This is a genomic window from Paenibacillus yonginensis (genome assembly GCF_001685395.1).
Taxonomy (GTDB): domain Bacteria; phylum Bacillota; class Bacilli; order Paenibacillales; family Paenibacillaceae; genus Fontibacillus; species Fontibacillus yonginensis.
On record NZ_CP014167.1, the window covers coordinates 4,333,760 to 4,355,020 of the forward strand.

Here is a 21,261-nt window from a genome sequence, read left to right on the forward strand (position 1 = left end):
TTCTCAGTATAGCAAAGTGGAGTCTGCAATCCAAAAATCAAGGACGGCTTTCCTAAAAATAGCTTACAGCATTAAAATCTCCCGCAGCTCCTGCTCGGTCAGGGAAGAACCGCCAGCGGCTTCTCCCCCTTGGCCCATCACTTCATCAATAAGCTGCTTCTTATTGTGCTGAAGCTCGTACATTTTCTCCTCCATTGTATCCTTGGCGATCAGCCGGATCACCTGGACAACCTCCTTCTGCCCCATACGGTGAGCGCGGTCTGCAGCCTGCTGCTCGACGGCCGGGTTCCACCACAGGTCATAAAGGATGACCGTGTCGGCTCCTGTCAGGTTAAGACCGGTGCCACCCGCCTTCATCGAGATCAGGAACACGTCCATTTCGCCTTCGTTAAAGCGGCGGCAAAGCTCGACCCGTTCCCGAGCCGGCGTAGATCCATCAAGGTAGAAATAAGGAATACCCACATCGTCCAGCGCGCCGCCGATCAGTCCGAGCATTTCCGTGAATTGGGAGAAGATGAGCATCCGTTTGCGGTTGGCCCGTCCTTCCTCCACGATCTCCATCAGCTGCTCTAGTTTCGCAGAGCTTCCCTTATAGCCCTCTACAAACAAGGCCGGATGGCAGCAGATCTGGCGGAGCCGGGTCAGTCCGGCGAGGATTTTGATCCGGCTCTTCTGGTAACCGTCTACGCTTAGATGCTTCAGCGTATCCTGCTGGAGTTTGGCCAAATAAGCGGCGTAAAGCTTCTTCTGCTCGGGCAGCAGCTCGGTCGGCTTCATGGATTCGATCTTCTCCGGCAGGTCTTGAAGCACATCCCTCTTCCATCTGCGGAGCATAAAAGGTTTCGCCCGTTTGGCGACTTCCTTACGCGTTAGATTGCCGAAGGTTTTCAGATCCTGGAACAAGGCCGGGAATACGACATGGAAAATAGACCACAGCTCCTCCAGACGGTTCTCGACCGGAGTGCCTGTCAAAGCGAACCGGAATCCGGCCTGGATGGACTTGACTGCCCGTGCGGTTTGGGTGCCGGGATTCTTGAACGCCTGCGCTTCATCCAGAATAAGCGTGTGAAACGGCCCCTTGGCATACTGCTCTTGATCCCGCAACAGAAGCGGATAGGAGGTTACGACGATATCGACTTCCTCAAGCCTCCTTAGCTTGGCTGCCCGCTCCGTCTGAGTGCCGTCCGCAATGAGCACCCGAATGTCCGGCGCAAACTTCCGCAGCTCGTCGCGCCAGTTATAGATGAGCGATCCCGGCGAGATGACAAGGGCCGGCCGGTTCTGCTGCCTGATCTCCGGCAGAACGGAAGCGATGTAAGCAATGCTCTGCAGCGTTTTGCCCAGCCCCATATCGTCGGCCAATATACCGCCAAACCCGTAATGAGCGAGCGTTTTGAGCCATTGATACCCCAGCTTCTGATAATCGCGAAGCACCGGCGAAAGCGAGGCCGGAACCGGAAAATCCAGGTTGTCCGGATTCCGCAGATTGTCCAGAAGCTGTCTGACCGGACGGTCCAGCTTGACGATTCCGGAGCCGGAGCTTGGGCTGATCAAAGGCAGCCCTCGGGTTAAAGGCAGCCTGATCTTGTTGCCCTCGATCTCGTGGTGCAGCAGTCCCGTCTCCTTGAGGAACTCGGCCATCTCCTGCAGCTCGCCGCTGTCAAGCGGCAGCAGGGAGCCGCTTGGCAGGCGGTAATATCTTCGTTTCTCCTCCAGGGATTTAATCAGGCTGCGGATTTCCGTCTCGGGAATCCAGCCCATGTTCAAGCGGAACTCCAGCCAGTTCAGCGTTTCGGTGGCCGATACCTGAAGGCTGACCTTCGGCAGCTCATCCAGCTTGTGGACCCGGATCTTCACCGCTGTTGTGGCATAGACCTTCAGCAGCTTCTCCAGCTGCGGGACGACCGTATAAAGAAAATGGAACTCGGGCTCTTCCTCGTCCATATAGTATCCGGCTTCTGTCTTCGTGAACGGCTGCTGCTCCAGGATGTCGAGGATTTGCTGCTCTTTCTCGGCATCGCGGACCAGAATCCGGTGGCTGCCCGGCTGCGTGCGCTCCTCCTCCAGCGGGTTAATGACCACCGTATCGTATTGAAACTCCACGGCGGCGAGCAGCCGGTCACGGACCCGGTCCAGGTACAGCTTGGCCTGGAGCGGAGCCTGTGTAACCTTCCCGGCGACAGCGGGGGCGATGCTGACGGAGCCAAGACGCTTGAAGCCGGGAACGGCTTTTTTCATAAAGGCTTCGATATGGCTGCCCGGAACCTGGACCGCGAGCGAATCGCCTTTGGAGATCCCCTCTTCGAGAATGGCTTTCAGCTCGGCCAGCTGCTTGCAGGTCTTGGATGAAAGCGGCAGCAGTCTGCCTTCAAGGAATGCCAATCTATAAGGCTCCAGGACTTTGATTCGTTCCAGCCCCTCTGCGCGCCATTCGTAATCTTCAGACCCGGAGCCGGCCTTGTCCAGCTCGAAACGAAGCGGCAGCGGCTCCTCCGAGACGGAGATGCCTTCATATTTCTGCCCTCCGTCCATAAGCGTCACTTTGGGAGCCCTAAGCAGCAGCGGCAGCAGGTTCTTCCAGACCTGCGGGGGGAGCAGCAGCTGGCGGCCGCTGCTTGCTCCCGGCGCAAAAATAGCTCCTAGCCGGTCTGTATCCCGGTACAGCGCGCGGTCCTGCAGCCCTTCGCCAAGCAGCTGAAGGATGGCCTCATCCTCTGCGGCAAAGCTGTGCAGCTCAGGATCGTAGCTGAACCTTGGCGCGAGGACGGCGCTTTCCCCGCGGCGAAGCTGATCCAGGAAGGAGGCGATATTTTTGACGATATACAGGGATTTAGGACCGACCTTCAGCTCGATGCCGAACAGGGCGGTGTGCGGGTTAAATTCGAGCAGTTTGATTATGAACTCGACCTGCAGCAGGCTCCGGGTTTCGACCAGTGTGCGGTTATGAACGGGTCTTACCGGCCTGTCTTCGAAGAGGCCAAGGAGACGTTCGGCGAGGGCGAAGGCGGGGGCGGGGGAGTCGCCTCCGCTTTCCGGCTGGTTCAAGCCGAGCGAAGCGGGAGCCGAGGGAGTCAGTCCGTCAGGAGTCCGGGGAGCAGGACGACCAACGCCAGCCGGAGCAAGAAGGGCACCAGACTCGCGGCTCACGCCGAGCCTATCGTTATCGGCCTGCTGAAGCTCGTACAGCCGGAGCAGCACGGCTGCAACGTGGCAGCAATAGGCATCGTAGGAATCCAAAGTAGGACAGGAGCAGACGGCCTCCGGACGGCCATTGCGGCTAAGTTTTTCTAAATCCAGCTGGGCTTGGTGACGTCCTTGGTGGGTGACTTCCGCCGTATAGCGGCCGGTTCCCTCCTCAAACTGGATAAACGACACCTTTTGGCCGCGGTTGATCCGTTCCCCTTTCTGATAGGCGTAGGCTCCGCACCACTGCTTGATCGATTTCTTGGTTAATTTGATACTCATCGGACCGGTCCTTTCCATCTTGATAGAACAGATGTTTGTTGGATTTATTGTAGCACAAAAAATCCATTGCCCGGTCTCCTGCTGGATTGCGTATAATAGAAACCGCAGGGTTAAACGGTTAAATGGGAGGCAGACAGCCATGATTCGATTTGAAAGCGACTATACGGAAGGCGCCCATGTGCGCATTTTACAGAGACTGCTGGAGACCAACGAGGAGCAAACGAGCGGTTACGGAACGGACGAGCACTGCGAACGGGCGCGGGAGTACATTCGTACGGCCTGTAGGGCGCCGCATGCGGACGTGCATTTTCTGGTGGGGGGCACGCAGACGAATACGACGGTAATCGCATCAATTCTGCGCCCGCATCAAGGCGTAATCGCCGCTGTAACCGGCCATATCGCCGGCCATGAGACAGGGGCAATCGAGGCGGCCGGGCATAAAGTATTGACCGTGCCGAGCGAAGACGGCAAAATCACAGCCGCGCAGGTCAAAGAAGTATACGAAGCTCACTGGAACGACCCGACCCATGAGCATGTCGTCCAGCCGGGCATGGTGTATATCTCCCAGTCCACAGAGAACGGCACGATTTACAGCAAAGCTGAGCTGGAGGCCCTCCATCAGGCAAGCCGGGAATGCGGCCTGCCGCTGTTTATAGACGGAGCCCGCCTGGGTTACGCTCTTGCGGCTGCGGACAGCGATGTCACGCTTGCCGATCTGGCCGGGCTGTGCGATGTATTTTACATTGGCGGAACCAAGGTCGGGGCCATGATGGGCGAAGCGGTGGTTATCGTGAATGAAGCGCTGGGCAGGGATTTCCGTTACCATATCAAACAAAGGGGCGGCATGCTGGCCAAAGGCCGGATGCTCGGCATTCAGTTTGAGACTTTGTTTGAAGACGGCCTATACCTCGAAATATCCAAACATGCGGTAGAGATGGCGGACCGAATTCAGCGGGCGATCGCGGAGCTGGGGTACTCCTTCAAATATGCTTCGACTACGAACCAGCAGTTTCCAATCCTTCCGGACAAGCTGCTGGAGGAACTGAGATTGAACTATACGTTCTCCACCTGGGAGAAAACGGCAGACGAGCATTACACCGTTGTGCGCTTCTGCACCAGCTGGGCGACCAAGGCGGAGCATGTGACCGGATTGATCAATGAGATCAAGCGGCTGCACGCTCAGTTATAAGTTTGTTAAACAAGGGAGTATTGCGTTTTTTCCACACACGTCGTTGAACGGGCAGCAAGGCATTCGAAGATTCCCTTCGGGTGCCTTTTTATTTTGAACAGACATGTCAAATTTTTCTCAAGATTAACTTTACTTGCCATATCGAGGTATCGTAAAGTTCTATAGTATAGACCCAAGCCCAAACGCACATAGACTCCGTTCTCCCACACCAAAGGTCGAAAGGAAGATTGAATCTTGTTTGAAGCTTTGCTGCTGAATTTCCTGTTTCTGCTGGTTCCTGTGGTGATCTACCTGCTCTTTTTCGAGAACAGACCACATTCGTTTAACCGCTGGCTTCTTGTTCTGCTGTCGGCGATAACGATGAGTCTATGCATGATTCTGCCTATACGGCTCGAGACGGGCTTTACCTTTGATTTAAGATACATTCCATTTATTCTTGTGGCTTTGTTCGGGGGTTATGCCAATGTGCTTCCGTTATACGCCATATTAAATATTTCCAGGTTTTATGTAGGCGGGGAAGGAGTTCTTCCGTCCTTTCTGTTCTCAACGTTTGTCCTGCTGCTGGTGCCGCTGTTTAGCAAGAGGTTTATTCTTTTATCCCCCAGGAAAAGGATTTTGGCCGCCTCCACGGCTTCCTTTCTGATGATGGCTTGCTATTTGATCAGCCTGATCTTTGTGATCGGACACACGGACCGGCAGTTCTGGATCCTTACGCTTAACGCCTTGGCCACCTATTCGATTATGACCGCCATTATTATGATTCTAATCGAACGAATTCTTGCCAATATCCAAAAACGTGACCGAATGATCCAGACCGAGCATCTCAACGTGGTCAGCGAGCTGGCGGCGAGCGTGTCGCATGAGATCCGGAATCCATTAACCGTGACGAGCGGCTTTTTGCAGCTTCTGAACCAGTCTAACAACCTTTCCACGAGGGAAAAAGAGTTCATCGACCTGTCGCTTCAGGAGCTCCAGCGTGCCGAACAAATTGTCAGCGACTTCCTGTCTTTTGCCAAACCGCAATCGGCCAATATGGTCTATTCCAATATGCAGGAGGAGCTGGAATACACCAGAAATATCATCCTGCCTTACGCCTCGATCAACGAAGTGGAGGTGCAATTTCGCTTCAATAACAAGCTGAAGACAAGTTATGACCGCAATCAGGTGCAGCAGTGTCTGATCAATTTGTACAAGAACGCCATAGAAGCTATGAAAAGCAAAGGGGGCGGCGTTCTGAGCATCGATATATCGGATAAGAAACAGAACATCATGATCAGCATCCACGATACCGGGGTGGGCATGACCAAGGAAGAAATTTCGCGTCTGGGCAAACCGTATTATTCGACGAAATCGGAAGGAACCGGTCTTGGCATGCTGATGGTGTACAGCACCGTTCACAAGCTGAAGGGGAGCATTGAGGTTCAGAGCGAGAAGGGCCACGGTACAACCTTTCTGCTGACCATTCCGGCCGAACCGCTGCCTTCGTGACTTAAATGGATAAAGCTCAGGCGGCCGCCCGGCCGCCTTTTGTTTTGGGTTGTACCCCTTGCAGGGGAAGATAAACTCGACGCAAGTCAAGGACTTGATCGAAAGTCCGGATTTCGCATGTAAAAGTCCGGATATTGCCCGGAAGCCCGGCTTATGATGAAACTGCCCAAACAGACGATGGAGGCCCAGTTCCCACCTTCATGGTCAGGGTCAGATCCCCATTAAGAAGGAGGCATCCCATGTTAAGGAGATTCACTTCGGACAAGTTGATCGTTTATTTGCTTACCCTGTCGTTAATCGTTCTGCAGACGCCTTTCTCCCCGTCTGCCTTTGCGGCATCCGCGGTTTATGAAGCCGAATCGGCTATGTTGTCCGGCGGCGCTGCTCAAGCCGGCGATCATACAGGTTATACGGGAAGCGGTTTTGTCGGCGGGTACACCGATGGCAACAAAGGCAGTGCTTCCACCACTTTTTATGTAAGCGTTTCCCATCAAGGGGAATATGCAGCTGAGCTCCGGTATGCCAACGGAACCGGCTCGGCCAAAACACTCAGTCTCTACCTTAACGGAGCCAATCTTAAACAAATCTCGCTGCCGGCCACTTCGGACTGGAATACTTGGGGCACTCAATTGGAAAAGATTCAGTTGAACGCGGGCAGTAACACGCTTGCCTATAAATTTGATGCTTCCGATACAGGCAATGTGAATTTGGACCATTTATCGCTCAGCGCTTCGCTGGGAACCAACCTGGCTTTTGGTAAATCCGCTGCGGCAAACTATAATTATCCAGGCTTCTCAGCAGCCAATGCGGTAGACGGTAGCAGCTCCACTTATTATGAAGGCGCAGCGGTCAGCTATCCGAACACGCTGACCGTTGATCTGGGAAGTGTGCAAAATGTGGATACGGCCGTACTCAAGCTGCCGCCCTCATGGGGAGCGAGAAGCCAGACTTTTTCCATACTTGGCAGCACCAACAATTCAACCTACAGCACGCTTGCGGCCTCCAAAGCTTATACGTTTGACCCGGTTTCCAATAATAATACGGTTCAAGTTTCTTTGACGGCTGCGGCTGTCCGGTATGTAAGAGTGAGCTTTACGGCTAACACGGGGGCAACCGGTGGCCAGGCAGCAGAGTTTGAAATTTATAATACGGGTTCGGCCGCGCCTAGTCCGTCTCCTAGTCCTTCGCCAACCCCAACCCCGACGCCGACACCGACGCCGACACCGACGCCTACTCCAACACCAACGCCGTCCCCAGGCACTTACGGGGCGACTATGCCTTATGACACCTTTGAAGCCGAAGACGTGTCTCACACGGGAACTGTCATCGGCCCGTTTACTACGGCGGGAGATCTAGCATCAGAGGCATCGGGCCGGAAAGCGGTCAAGCTGACCTCCGCCGGACAATATGTGCAGTTCACGCTGTCTAAAGCGGCTCAAGGCTTAACCATCCGCTACGCGCTTCCGGATAATGCCGACGGTACGGGCATCGATTCGGCTATCAGCCTGTATATTGGAGGTACTTTGTACAAAGACGTGAACCTGACGTCCAGATATGCCTGGAATTATGGGGAATGGAATACGGAAGGCGGACAAATCAGATGGTCCAACAATCCAAACGCCGTTTCTAACACACCGCACCATATGTATGACGAAGTTTCGGTTCTGCTGGATCGGTCCTACCCGGCCGGAACCGTAATCAAGCTGCAGCGGAACTCTTCGAACCTGAATTTCGGCTCGGCGGCATACGTGGCCATAGATCTGCTGGAGGCCGAGGCTGTTCCGGCACCGTTAACGATGCCTTCGAACTTCGTGTCGATTACCCAGTACGGCGCTTCTGCCAATGACGGCGTAGATGACACCGCTGCCTTCAACAGTGCCATCAATGCCGTCAAGAATTCCGGCGGAACGCTGAAAGGCGTCTGGATTCCGGCAGGCACTTTTACACTGAACAACGGCACTAAAGGAGCGGGCTATGACGGTACAGGAACCCGGCTGTATCTGGATAGCGGCATATCTGTCAAAGGCGCAGGCATTTGGTACTCCAAGCTTTCGGGCGATTATGCGGGATTTTATTTGCGGGGCGGCAATGTCACCTTGTCGGATTTCAAAATCAGCGCGAGCGATATCATCCGGGATGATTACAATGGCGTCTCCGGCATTGAGGGGAACGGCACAAATGCTACCCTGACCCATCTGTGGATCGAACATACCAAAGTGGGGATTTGGCTGACTAATCAAACGAGCGGAGCGTCCGTCTCGAACAACCGAATCCGGGATGTCTGGGCGGACGGCCTGAACCTCCACTATGGCACCTCCAACACAACAGTGACCAACAACTCGATTCGCAACAGCGGAGACGACGGCATGGCCATGTGGTCCGATACCTATCTGGATACAAACAACACGTTCAGCTATAACACCGTACAGCTTCCAACCCTAGCAAATAATATTGCCGTTTATGGGGGGAAGGACAACCGGATTATCGGCAACCTTGTGACGGATACCGTGCTGAGCGGTTCAGGGATTTCATTTGGCACAAACTTTAATCCGCCGTCTTTGACCGGAACGCTGACCATCCAGAACAATAAACTGCAGCGGACAGGTTCGATGCATCGGGATTACGGATATCCAATCGGCGCTGTTTGGGCTTATTGGGTCAATAACAACGGAAAAGCGCAGAATCTGTCCGTGAACGTCTCCGGCAATACGATTCAGGACAGCACCTATTCCGGCATTTTTGTAGAGGAGCCGGCACCCGGCATTTCAGTCCAGTATGCTTCCAACACCATATTGAATGCTGGTACTTACGGGGTATACATCCGAGAATCGGCTTCGGGCGCTTCAACCTTCATGAACAATACGGTAAGCGGGGGAGCGCCTTCCGGACAATTCAAGAACGACTCTCCGAATTTTACGGCTTCTGGTACGGGGAATAGCTGGTAGAAACGGTTGACCAAGAGGGGAATGCCATAAAAAAGCAGCCCGCAGCGGGATAATTACTTCCTGCTGCGGGCTGCTTTTGCAAAGAGCATAGTGGTCTGGTACGGCGGATTTGCTAGATTTGACTAGTCTTAAATTTTGCCACCAGTTCTTCCAATTCGAAAGCCATTAAACTGAGCGACTCGGAGGAAGCGGAAATTGTCTCCATGTAGCGGTGCTGTTCTTCCGCTTTGGCGGAAATGCCGCTCAGCTCTTCCAGCGCGCCTCTTGAAATGCTGACCATTTCCTGCATGGAGGCCGAAACCTCCTCGGTGCTGGCTGAAAGCTGCTGGGTAGCCGCAGAGACTTCGTTGATCTGATTGGACACTTCGCTTACGGCGTGAACGATAGTGGCGAAGACATTGCCTACCTGCTCGATCTGAGCAACGCTCTTGGATACCTCTTCTCTTTCTGCCGTAATGGAATTGGAAGTCTCGGCCGCAGCATCGCGGATTTGCGACATGATGTCCGCAATCGTTCCGGTCGACCGCGCGGTTTGTTCGGCGAGCTTCTTCACCTCGTCGGCGACGACTGCAAAACCTCGGCCGTGCTCTCCGGCGCGGGCAGCCTCAATAGAGGCGTTGAGGGACAACAGATTAGTCTGCTGTGCAATCTCCGAGATGTATCGGACAATCTGATCGATCTCCGAGGAGTGCGACTCCAGCTTCTCAATCATAGCTGCTGAACGGTCGGCGGCCTGGCTGACGCTGGCGATCTGGACGACCGCGGCCTGTACGACCTGATCCCCCTGCGAAATTTGCTCCTGAACGTGCATGGTTCTTTCGTTTACAATGCTGGAGGATTCAGCGATCCGCTGGATACCGATCGACATTTCCTCCATCGCGGATGCCGATTGTTCAGAGCCTTCAACCTGCACTTCGGAGCCCTTCGTCATTTGAGCGACGGCGCGGGCGGTTTGCTCCGTGGCGCTCAAGGAATCCAGTGAAATTGCCGTTAGCTGCTTAGAGGATGCGGCCGTATGCTGAACGGCTTCCCCCAGCTTCTTCAGGGTCAGCGTGAACGAATCCAGCATCAGATTGGTATGCTCCTTGAGCTGCTCCATTTCATCCCGGCCTTTAACCGGAAGCCGTTCGGTCAGGTCGCCGCCAGAAGCCTTCTTCATGAGCCGGATCAGCACATAAACTGGGCGGAGAATATAGCTCGCTGTGAAATAAGAGATCACGGCTATGACCAGGGCGCACACCATAATAAAAATATAACCAAACTGCTCCGAGTGCCGGGCGTCCTTCATCAAATCGCTTTCTTCCCCTGCGGCCACCACCCGCCAGCCGGTTAATCCGACCTGAGTATAGGAGGCCATTTCAGAGGTTCCATCTTGTGTTTTGTAGGTTGTACTTCCTTGCTGGTTCCTTAGAATGTCATGCTCAAAAATAGCTACAGCTGCGGGGGATTCGAAATCCTTTACGTTTTTGCCGATCCGGTCCGCTTCCGGATAAGCAAGGTATGTACCCGTCTTGGACAGCAGGAAAGCGCTGCTCGTCTCGCTCATTTTATTGCGATTAAGCTGCTCCAGGATTTGACCCGGACTCACCACAGCCTGGATAACACCCACGAGTTCGCTGGCGTCCCCCAGCAGAGGGTAGTCGATAATAATGATGTTCTGTTTCGTTTCAAGATCCTGCGTAATATCAGAAATGCCGACGTTCTTCTCTTTCTGGATTCGCTTAAAATTATCATATTGCGATATATCAAACGTTTTGGAGGATTCATTGACCAAATGCCCTTGTCCATCCGAAAAAGCATAGGAAATCACGTCCGGGTTCATCGCTTTCATCATTTTCAGCTGAGCTACGACCGTCTGTGAATTCCCCTGCAGAAAAACATCCCGGTACTGCTCCGCCATGGATTCCAGAGCGGCTACCTTTGACTGCAGCAGATCATTAAGCTGACTTGCGTTGGTAGACGCGATAATCGCCTGCTGCTGCCGGATCTCCTTCACCAGAATGCCCGAATAGAGACGGGTAGAAATTGTAGCGACAAGCACGACGGGGATAACCGTCAGGACGAGAAGGAGCGCAATCAGCTTGAGCTTTAACGACAGCGATCCCTTTCTGAACTCTCCCAACCTAACCTTCATAAACCAAACTTCCTTTCTCATTATGCGATATCTGAGCTGCTATAGAATTTGCGCAGATTGTTCCAGTGTAGTATAGATTCCTGCGAAATTCCATGCTGAGTAATGGATAAATTTACAACACGAAAGAGACGGCGTTAACGGGTGCGGGTTTCATGATTTTAATAGGCAGGAAGATGCCTGTATGTAAATATAGAGAGGGGACGGCTTCTTCCGCCGCGCTAGAGGTTATCGGAGGCAAGTGAGGCCGGGGATCGAAAATGGAACAACCGGAGCTGGCGCAGCTCCGGTTGCTCTTTGGATATGGAAGCATATATGGCGATGGCGATCACCATAGCTAAATTCATCGGTTGCCTAAAGCAAAACCGCAGACCACCGATGGACGGAGAGCCGTCCAGGGGTTGTGAAAGGACCGAGCGGTCTGAACAGGCGTTAAATATCGTAAATCTTATGCTGCTTCAGGAAGTCCATGCCATCGGTCTTTCCTTCAAATTGATCAAACTCGTCCCCATAATGCATGAGCGAAATCATGGCTTTAATAGGTTCCGGGAACGACTTCAGCTCCTCCAGCGTAGTATGCACCGCTCCCTGACCAGTCAGCTGGCATTCGTGGAAGATTCGGCGCACGCCGCGTTCGTTCACGAGCTTATAGACCAGGTCCGGCTGAAAGGTCATGTCCGCGCTGTAGAAGACGTCGCCGTTCAGCAGCAGGGAATAGCTGTTCTTGCCCGGCATGTGAGGCGTCCGGAAGATTTCGACGGTGAGGCCTTTGAACAGCTCGTAGGTTTGTCCTTCCTTCAGCGGGCGAACGTCGAAGAAAGCATCCAGACTATCCACGCCTTCCTCGCCCATGGCGCCTTTCAGCGTGTTCTCCCAAAGCGGCTTGACCAGCGTCTCAGCAATATACAGAACTGGACGTTTCTGGTAGATGAATTTGCACTGAAAGCCGAATTCCTCAAGTCCTCCAACGTGATCGCCGTGAATGTGCGTAATGAGGCAGGCATCAATATCGCCAAAATTTTTACCGAGCTGGTAAAGGGAGGCGGGCGCTGTAATGCCGCAGTCGATCATCAAGGTGAAATCATCGCCGAGCAGCAGGGCGTTGTTATTATAGTTTTTCTTGGCGAAAGCACTTCCCGTGCCCAGCATTTGCAGCTGTAATCCCATAATAGAGTCCTCCTTGGAATGTGAGTCCTTTGTCTAACCCGAATAGTATCATAAAAAAGGGACCGGCCAAAGAGGGGGAACCGCGGTTCCCCCTCTTTGGCCTGGAAATGGATTATTTGTTCCTTTGCTGTTCGCCCGACAGGAAATTGGAGATGCGCTTTAGCTTCTGCGGACTTACGATCAAATACAGGCTTTGGATCTGCGTCTGATCCTGGCTGAGGGCCAGGCATAACACCGCCGAAACCTGGTCCTGCTCCCGAAAGATAAGCTGAAGCTCCCCGTTTACCGGAAGGCATACAGCTTCTGCTTTCCGCAGAGTGCTAAAGATACGCGGGGAGCTTAGCAGCGCCAGCACACCCTTGCGGCCTTTCATTGGGCGAAGCACGGTATGGACGGAGTCGCCGCCATCTGAAATAAAGACCGGCTGCTCGGCAAGCAGCGCCAGCAAAGACCGGGTGTCGTGGGCCATAAAAGCTTTTGTGAAGCGTTCCAGCAATTGCCGTCTATCCAAGTCCTCCCCGGGCGGAAAAGCATAATGGTTTTCCGGAAGGAGCCCGCCTGCGGGCAGATTTTTACGGGCGCGACTGTAGACCTGCCGGCAGTTGCTCTCCGTCTTGCCAAGCATTTCTGCAATTTCTTTATAGGAGTACCTGAAGGCCTCGCGAAGTATAAAGATCGCACGCTCCAGCGGGTTTAACCGTTCGAGCAGGACAAGAAAAGCGTACGAAATCATGTCCTTCTGCTCTGCTACAGCCTCCGGGGCAACCGGGGTGCTCCCGTGCGAGAGTTCGGAGTGGGGGAGGGAGGCAGCCGCCGAACCGGCATAGCTGAAGGATATATCACCACCGGAGCCGGGAAGGGGTTCCGGGAGCCATTCTCCCACATAGGTTTCCCGCTGCTTGCGAGCGCTGTTCAGCAGGTTCAGGCAACGGTTTACCGTCATTTTGGCGATATAAGATTTGGGGTTTTGAATTTCCTCCCTGGGTTTCTGCTGCAGCTCTATAAAGCAGTCCTGGATTATGTCTTCCGCGTCCTCCATCGTCCCCAGCATGCGGTAAGAGATGGATAAAGCGTATCTTCGGTAGCCGTAATACCAGTCTTCCAGAGGGACCCCCGGCGGGCTGCCCGTTTCTTGAACTCTATGCGATGAGTGCGCTTCCTGTTTGTTGCCAGGCAATGAAGCGGCCTCCCCTCAGTGTCAGTGTGCTCCGAAACAACCCGGATACATGCCGGTGGAAATAGCGATCCGGTTCCAGTTGTTTATAGTATTGATCGCCATAATCAAGTTCATATATTCCTCTTCGCTGAAATGTACTCTGATCCGTGCATACAAGTCATCGGACACGCCGCCCTTATGGATCAAGGTCACGGCTTCAGCCAATTCAAGAACGGCGCATTCTTTCTCCGTGAACAGGCCCGGTACTTCGTGCCATAAGGCGATCAGCAAAATTTGATCCCGGTAATCGCCCAGCTTTAGCAGGTCTTTCGCGTGCATGTCCAAGCAAAAAGAACAGCCGTTGATTTGCGATACTCTGATCTTAATCAGTTCATATAATACTTTATCAGGAACATGCCCCGATGCGAACCCCTCCAAGGTCTTCATGGCCTGATAGGCTCCTGCATTTGCTTTCATATGGTTGAATCTTAAACTCATTTCCTTCGCCTCCGTATGGTTAAATGGTCTACCTAATAGGAGACAAGATGGCTTACGGATTTGTGACAAAGACAGAAAATAACAGCATTTATAGAAGTGGATTAGCGGGCGGGGACAAGTCTTTTCACCAAACAGAAGGGCAGCTGCCGGGTTCTACCGGCAGCTGCCCTTGATGGGGATATGACTTCTACCTTAATTCGTGAAGTCTCTAAACATTCGGTATACGACTACAGCCGCTTCCGCCCTTGTTGCCGATTGGCCGCCGTTGAAGCGGTTATTGGCGCTTCCCTGCATGAGGCCGAGCCGGGAGACTTGGTCCACGGCTGCTTGTGACCATGAAGGGATCCCCGCCTGATCGGCATAATGGACAGGTTGTCCGCTTCCTGCTCCGGCATTAGCACCGCCTAATAGATTGAGGGATCTCGATAAAATAGCGGCCATTTCCGCCCGGGTGATGGTCCGGTTCGGAGCAAAGGTATGGTCGGCATAACCGCTGATTATTCCCTTGGCAACCGCGGTTTGAACGGCCTGTGCATACCAGCTCCCGGCCTTTACATCGGTAAACGGAGCCGGTTTGGCGCTGGTCTCCTCCTCAAGCCCGAGCGTTCTGAGCAGCAGGGCCACAAATTCTGCGCGGGTTACCTCTTTGGCAGGCGTAAAGTGGTTTGCGCCTGTGCCCGCAATGATATCTTTGGACGACAATACTTCAATTGCGTTAGCCGCCCATGGATAATTCGATGGGCTTACATCTGCGAATGCAACCTTCCTGGCCATGAACAGATAACGGCCGGGGCTGGTAATCTTGGCTGAGATCTTTCCGTCTTTCAACCGGCCAATATGCTGGATCAAGCCGCCCCCAGGCGTAATCTCATAAAGATTAATGGTCTCCCCGTTCAAGCTGCCGATAGGGAGGGCTTCCAGCGGAAGGGCAACGTCAGCCGGCTCCGCAAGGGATGCCGCGTTGATTGCAGTCCCATTTGTGTTCAGCAGTGAGAAGTCATAATAAATGCCAAGCGGTGTATAGCTATTATTTAAAGCAAGACTGCTCGTCAAACGTTTGGTTTCTGACTCGGATGCCGGTTTTACTTCGGCATAAGCCGCATTGGCCGGCAGGTTCGCCTTGGCTGGAAAGGTTACAGTAAAGCCGTTATCCAGGGCAAGGGTGGTTGGCCCGCTGGTCGAAAGGGCCTCTCGTTCTCCTTCATCCGGAGTTTGCGGGATAACGGGCTCGCTTGGCGTCGGGCCGCTAGGTGCCGGACTGCTCGGCGCCGGAGCGCCAGATGCCGGGGCTCCAGATGACGGAGCGCCTGACCCCGGAACGCCGGGTGCCGGATCGGAAGGCCCCGTGGAGCCACCGCCGCCACCGCCGACGCCGCCCGCAGCAGCGCTTGCAACGGTAACCCCGACTTGCGCGGTTAAACCTTCATATTGGATGGCGATTGTGGTGCGGCCGGGTTCTTTCCCCGTAATGAGTCCGCTGCTTACTCCTGCAATTTGAGGGTCGGCTGCGGTATAGGACGCTGCCTTGGAAACGTCATGCTCCTTGCCGTCGGTTCCCGTATAATAGACCTCCAGTTGCTGGCGTCCGCCTTCCTGTAAAGAAACGGATGAAGGCTGTACTCGCAGCTTAGGCTCTTTAAGATTAAATTGTAACGTTTGGGCTGGATTAATCTGGCCGTTCCCGGCGGCATCATATACATAAAGCTTGTAGCTATTGCTGCCAGAGGCAACAGGCACCTGGATGGTGAAATGTCCGCTGCTGTCGATTGTCCCGTCTGCTTGTTTCATTTGTCCGTTAGCCTGATATGCAGCAGCTACACCGATCAAATCGTCCAGGTTCAGGTCCTTGTAGCCAACCAGCTGATCGGCGAGCAGATCATAAGTGATTGTCCCGGATATCGTGCCGGAATGGCCGGCTGGATCTAACTTGATGCCCGGATCGTCAAGCTGGAATTCCGGAGCTTGGGTATCGACCAGGAATGAGGTCATCTGACTTTTTAACGGAACGGAATCTCCCAAGGTGCTGCCTACATAAGGCACAAGGAAATATACCCCGTCTGGAAGAATGTCGCCGTTTATAGTTCCGTTCCAATCCTCGATCCTGTAGCTTCCCGGGTTCAGTCCTTCACCCTCTTTTGTTTCAGCCAGCGTGCCTATCCACGCTCCTCCATCTGCCGGATAGACATCCAGGGAGAAATAACCGGTGGATTGACTCAGCGTAAATGAAATATCAGCGGTATCCGCTGTTCCGTCTGCATTCGGAGAGAAGGCAACCGGATCGACTGTCAAATCAGATACAGCATCGCCCTGCGGAGCATCACCGACATATAAAGCCATCGGGATCCGGATCACATCGCCGTTCCCCTCAGAGGTCAAAGTGAGCTGCCCTTCATAAAGCTGCTGCTGCCGAGCCGTATCGGCTACCTGAATGGACACTTTGAAGGAATCCTGTCCATCCGCCTGCAAGCTTATGGAAGGGACAGAGGTCTCCGCTTCACCCGGGGCATCCCCATACCAGGAGGTGGTAATGGAATACTCGCTTGCGGCATGGGAGAGATCCCTGACCTCCACCTCGCGGTCATAAGTTTGGCCGGAGCTTACATATCCCAGGGAGAGACTGCCGGTATAGTAAGGGGTCGAAACGCCGCTTTCAACCGATTGGGTGGACTCTTTCACTATAGCCAAAGCAGAGGCGTTCATAGTCTGATCAAGGTCAATCCGGCCGGCCCCCTGATCCATAAAGGAATAGCGATCCCCGCTCTGGTTGTTCATATTTATGGTGTTGTTCATCATCAAAGCTTTGAGCTCGTCCGGGGCAAGTTTCGGATAATACTGCTTTAGCAGCGCCGCGGCGCCTGCGATATGAGGCGCAGCCATACTTGTTCCGCTTTCAGCTTCGTACCAGCCTTCATATTCAGGCACGCTGGATTCGATGTTTACGCCCGGAGCTGACAGATCAGGTTTGATTTTATAAGAAGGTTTGGCCGGTCCCCGGGAACTGAATGAAGCCAGAGTATCCTGCTCCACCGCGCTCCCGAACTTGGCGTATTGCGTCACCAGGGCCATAGCTGCGCGGATGGCTTCCCCATCCGTGCCTGAAAGAGCATAAACCGGAATGTGAATCGAGGTATCCCCGCCCAGCGTTCCGCTCTCCAGCGCTTCAGGAACATTATTATAAATGAGGACTGCAGCAGCGCCGGCTTGCTGAGCGTTTTGTGCTTTTGCCGAGAAGTCGATTTCCCCGCGCTTAATCAAGGCGACTTTTCCAGTTACGTCTTTCCCTGAAAAATCCTCAGCTCTGCCTAATCCGGCATCCACCAGCTCGTAAGAGCCGCTCAGACTTCCTTGATCTGAAGATTGATCAAACCGATTCATCAGAAAACGGACATTCTCCATGGGCATAACTGTGACGACAGGTATGGTCTGCGGAGAGCTGGAGGCGCCGACCGTAATCGCCATTTCCGAGGTTCCCGGGTCCCCGACGGTTGCTGCGCCGGGACCGGAGTTTCCGGCGGATACCACGGCCACTACGCCGGCTAATACGGCATTGTTCAAAGCCACGGATTCCGCGGAATTCTCATTATTGCTCTCTGAGCCCAAGGAGAGGTTGATCACGTCCATCCGGTCTGCTACGGCCCTCTCAATGCCGGCGATGACCGTGTCCGTAGTTCCGCTCCCATAGGGACCCAGCACTTTGTAGGCATGAAGCTCGGCCCTAGGAGCTACGCCTGTAACGCCGGGCTGTCCGTCAGTCCCAGCCCCCTGGCCTGCAATAATGCCGGAGACATGTGTGCCATGAGAGGTCCAATAAGGGTGACCGTCTTCGTCTTTTTCCGGGAGGTTCGGGTTCTGCTGTTTGGCTTTCTGGTAGTCCTCCACGGTTGTTTCATAAGGCTCGGAGTCGTTATTTACCAAGTCGTATCCCCAATCACCGGTCAGGATTACGCCTTGCAGATCCGGATGATCCTTTGCGATCCCGGTATCAATAACTCCCACTTTAACTCCGTTTCCTTTGATGCCTTGCTCCCAGAAGGAGCTGCTTCCGATAAACTCGGCGCTTCCAGCAGGTGAAGCTGGTTCTGCCGAAGCTCCATCCTCCTCGGTAGCGTACACCTTGTTGTTGGGGTAGACGGCTTTGACGCCGGGGAGAGCCAACAAATCGTCTACTTGATCAGAGGGGATGGTCAAAGAGTAACCGTTAAAAATGCCGGAATACTGCCGGTGAAACTGGGCATTCAGTTTGTTCAAAGCTTGAGATTTAAACGTCTGCTGTTCCAGCCGGATGCTGGATTTATGGGCTTCTGACGAGCTGGAACGTAAAGTGTTTTCCTTGGCTTCATATACCTTCACAGGTTCTTCTTGAAGCTCAACGATGATGGAAACAGGCTCTTTGCTGTCTGAAAAGGGGACGAAGCTTTCCGGTTCGGTGGATACCTCGTCGGAAGAATCCTGTTTCTCGATGGCTGGTGTTTCGCCTGTGCTTGTGCCCGGCTCCTGCTTAGCCTTTAGGCTGGATAAATCCCTGTCCTGCAGCTTGACGTTGTCGCTCTTGATTAAGGGCTCGGAGGAAAGCGGGGGGACATCCAGCTTGGGAGTCAAACGGGCATCTCCCTGGCTGTCCGGACTAACAAGATTTTCCTGAGCGTTTACTCCTGGCAGGGCTAGCGTAAAGGCCAGCAAGAAGCTTGCTATACTTGCGATGATTCTCCTGCTCAAACTCTCATCTCCTTCAGGATGTGGTTAACTGCGTTTAGAAAAAGGCGATTAGTATATATACCCAGCTTTGGCGCAATGAACCGGTTCCTGGCTAGCTTGGGAAAATGGTCCCGGCTTTCCTGCTTGCAAAATCCCGCAAAAAGAGGCAAAATAGAGGAAGTATAAATATGTAACCAACTTACAAATGTTTAGTTATAAACAGGAGAGATTACGGTTTACCGATTGGTAAAAGCTAAAGGTACAGCAACCATGATCATTTAGGAGGGATTTTCCGTGGAAATAGGAATCAGCACTTTTGTAGAAACAACGCCGGATCCCAAGACCGGTGAAGTCATCAGTCACGCACAGCGTTTGCGCGAGGTCGTAGAGGAAATTGTTTTGGCCGACGAGGTAGGCCTGGACGTGTTTGGCGTCGGTGAGCACCACCGCGCTGATTATGCAGCCTCCAATCCGGCGATTGTGCTGGCTGCGGCTGCGCCCCAAACGAAACGTATCCGTTTGACCAGTGCGGTAACGGTACTGTCATCGGCAGATCCGGTCCGTGTATTCCAGGATTTTGCCGCCCTGGACGGCATTTCGAACGGACGTGCCGAAATTATGGCGGGCCGGGGTTCTTTTATCGAATCCTTCCCGCTGTTCGGATACGATCTGAACGATTATGATGAGCTGTTTGACGAGAAGCTGGAGCTGCTGCTCAAGATCCGGGCTTCGGAGAAAGTCACCTGGAAAGGCGGGCACCGTCCCGCCATCAACGACCTTGGCGTGTATCCTCGCCCGGTTCAGGATCCCCTTCCGGTCTGGATCGGCAGCGGCGGCAATCAGGAGTCCGTCGTCCGTGCCGGTCTGCTCGGCCTGCCATTGGTGCTGGCCATTATAGGCGGCAGCCCTGTGCAGTTTGCGCCGCTCGTTGATCTGTACAAACGGGCAGCGGCGCATGCCGGGCATGATGTATCCAAGCTGCCGGTTGCTTCGCACTCCCACGGCTTTGTCGCCGAGGAGACGGAGCTTGCGGCGGACAAATTTTTCCCGTCGACGCAGGCCGCCATGTCCAAGCTGGGCCGCGAACGCGGATGGGGACGCTACGACCGGGCGGCATTCGATGCGGCTCGCAGCTTCCAAGGGGCATTATATGTCGGAGGCCCCGAAGCGGTAGCGAACAAAATCATCCATCTGCGCAAGCATGTCGGCATCACCCGCTTTATGCTGCATACGCCGGTCGGCACTATGCCTCATGCCGAGGTTATGCGGTCGATCGAGCTGCTTGGCAAGGAAGTCGCGCCTCGTGTCCGCGAAGAAATCGCCAAATGGGAAGCTGAAGGCGGAGCGAAATAAATGGCTTCGCAGGCCGTTAATCCTTAAATCTTTAATCACAATAGAACAGAACGTCCAGAGAACGTCCAGGCGATCGGGAGTGTCCGGCATCGGCACCCCGGCTTTACGCTTTGGGCGTTTTTTTTTATCCGAAAAATGTTCAGCTCTACTCTGTTTTTCATGGTAAACTTTTCAAAGTGCGCCTTTGTCCCTGCTTGTACGCGGATTAATTTCCTAACCTGATATAGAAAGAAGGCATGTCCTATGAACCGTTCGCTGTACTTCGCTTTGATTCTCTTGAGCTTGATTTGGGGAGGGTCTTTCCTATTCGTTAAAATCCTGCTGGACGACTACGGTCCTTGGGGGGTGGCTTTTATGAGATCATCCTTTGGCTTGGTTGTGATCGTGGGGATTATGCTTGTCACTCGCAGGCCGTTTGGATTCAAAAATATCCGCTGGCTGCCGATGGCGGCGATTTCCCTGATTAATACAGCTGTCCCCTGGGCGCTGATCGGCTTCAGCGAAACCCGGCTGACCAGCGGCATGGCTTCCATCCTGAACGCGACCACACCGCTCTGGACTCTCGTTATTGGTGTGGTGCTGTTCCAAGCAGCTACGACTCGCAGGCAGTGGCTTGGGATGGTCATTGCGCTCGTCGGACTTGTGATTCTGGTTGGGCTGCGGCCCGGCACTTTGACCTCGGTAGATCCTGTTGGGCTTACAGGCATGCTGGGAGCTACCTTGTGCTACGGCTTCGGCACGCAGCTGACCAAACGTTATCTGCCGGGATTGACGCTGTATCAGACGACCTTTGGCACTTTGGTATCGGCAATGCTCGGCAGCGGGGTTATGGCCTTTTCCACGGAACAAGTCTCCTTCGCTCACCTGGCCTCCCTTCCTGTACTTGGGGCTGTTATCGGCCTCGGGGTGTTCGGCTCGGGTCTCGCTTATGTCCTATTTTACTTTATGGTGCAGAAGGGCAGCCCCGAGTTTGCCACCATGGTCACTTACCTTGTTCCCGTAACGGCGCTGGTCTGGGGATTCACGCTGCTGGACGAAACGGTGAGCTGGAACATGCTGGCCGGTTTGTGTTTTATTCTCGGCGGAGTTTATTTAGCGGGCAGCAAAGGCAGGAAGAAGACACCGGGACGGGAGCAGGAGATCACAGCCGTTTAGCCTGCCGGCTTAAAGAGCG

General features: G+C 53.8%; 11 protein-coding genes. 5 read left to right on the top strand and 6 right to left on the bottom strand.

From position 1 onward, the window contains the following. Positions 1-63 precede the first annotated feature (63 nt). The gene (locus AWM70_RS19770) at positions 64-3,465 is read right to left on the bottom strand and encodes a DEAD/DEAH box helicase (RefSeq protein WP_068699299.1); all 3,402 of its coding nucleotides are present in this window, start codon (positions 3,463-3,465) and stop codon (positions 64-66) included. Positions 3,466-3,604: 139 nt separating this feature from the next. On the opposite strand from AWM70_RS19770, the gene AWM70_RS19775 reads away from it, so the two are divergent. From AWM70_RS19775 to AWM70_RS19785, 3 genes are all read left to right on the top strand, one after another. Beyond that, a complete protein-coding gene (locus tag AWM70_RS19775) occupies positions 3,605-4,654 on the top strand; it encodes a threonine aldolase family protein (RefSeq protein ID WP_068699301.1) in 1,050 nt (349 codons plus the stop codon). 234 nt (positions 4,655-4,888) lie between these two features. Continuing rightward, a complete protein-coding gene (locus AWM70_RS19780; RefSeq protein ID WP_068699303.1) occupies positions 4,889-6,142 on the top strand; it encodes a sensor histidine kinase in 1,254 nt (417 codons plus the stop codon). A 239-nt stretch (positions 6,143-6,381) separates the two neighbouring features. After that, positions 6,382-9,087 carry a right-handed parallel beta-helix repeat-containing protein gene (locus AWM70_RS19785; RefSeq protein ID WP_068699305.1) on the top strand — a complete coding sequence of 902 codons (2,706 nt, stop codon included), beginning with the start codon at positions 6,382-6,384 and terminating at the stop codon, positions 9,085-9,087. Between the two features lie 112 nt (positions 9,088-9,199). Here the strand turns inward: AWM70_RS19785 and AWM70_RS19790 are convergent, their stop codons facing one another. From AWM70_RS19790 to AWM70_RS19810, 5 genes are all read right to left on the bottom strand, one after another. Beyond that, positions 9,200-11,221, bottom strand: a complete 2,022-nt coding sequence (locus AWM70_RS19790) for a methyl-accepting chemotaxis protein (RefSeq protein ID WP_068699306.1) — start codon at positions 11,219-11,221, stop codon at positions 9,200-9,202. A 429-nt stretch (positions 11,222-11,650) separates the two neighbouring features. Next, positions 11,651-12,385 (bottom strand): MBL fold metallo-hydrolase, encoded by a 735-nt coding sequence (locus AWM70_RS19795; RefSeq protein WP_068699308.1) that lies wholly within the window; start codon positions 12,383-12,385, stop codon positions 11,651-11,653. 112 nt (positions 12,386-12,497) lie between these two features. Beyond that, entirely contained in the window at positions 12,498-13,490 is a 993-nt protein-coding gene (locus AWM70_RS19800; RefSeq protein ID WP_068700880.1) for a sigma-70 family RNA polymerase sigma factor, read from the bottom strand. Positions 13,491-13,583: 93 nt separating this feature from the next. Continuing rightward, complete coding sequence (locus AWM70_RS19805) at positions 13,584-14,039, bottom strand: carboxymuconolactone decarboxylase family protein (RefSeq protein WP_068699310.1); 456 nt, start codon at positions 14,037-14,039, stop codon at positions 13,584-13,586. 192 nt (positions 14,040-14,231) lie between these two features. After that, positions 14,232-18,755, bottom strand: a complete 4,524-nt coding sequence (locus tag AWM70_RS19810) for a S8 family serine peptidase (RefSeq protein WP_068699312.1) — start codon at positions 18,753-18,755, stop codon at positions 14,232-14,234. A 273-nt stretch (positions 18,756-19,028) separates the two neighbouring features. On the opposite strand from AWM70_RS19810, the gene AWM70_RS19815 reads away from it, so the two are divergent. Together AWM70_RS19815 and AWM70_RS19820 are read left to right on the top strand one after the other, a co-directional pair. Continuing rightward, on the top strand, positions 19,029-20,087 hold the full coding sequence (locus AWM70_RS19815) for an LLM class flavin-dependent oxidoreductase (protein ID WP_068699314.1): 1,059 nt from the start codon (positions 19,029-19,031) through the stop codon (positions 20,085-20,087). Between the two features lie 243 nt (positions 20,088-20,330). Continuing rightward, entirely contained in the window at positions 20,331-21,242 is a 912-nt protein-coding gene (locus tag AWM70_RS19820) for a DMT family transporter (protein WP_068699316.1), read from the top strand. Positions 21,243-21,261: the final 19 nt, after the last annotated feature.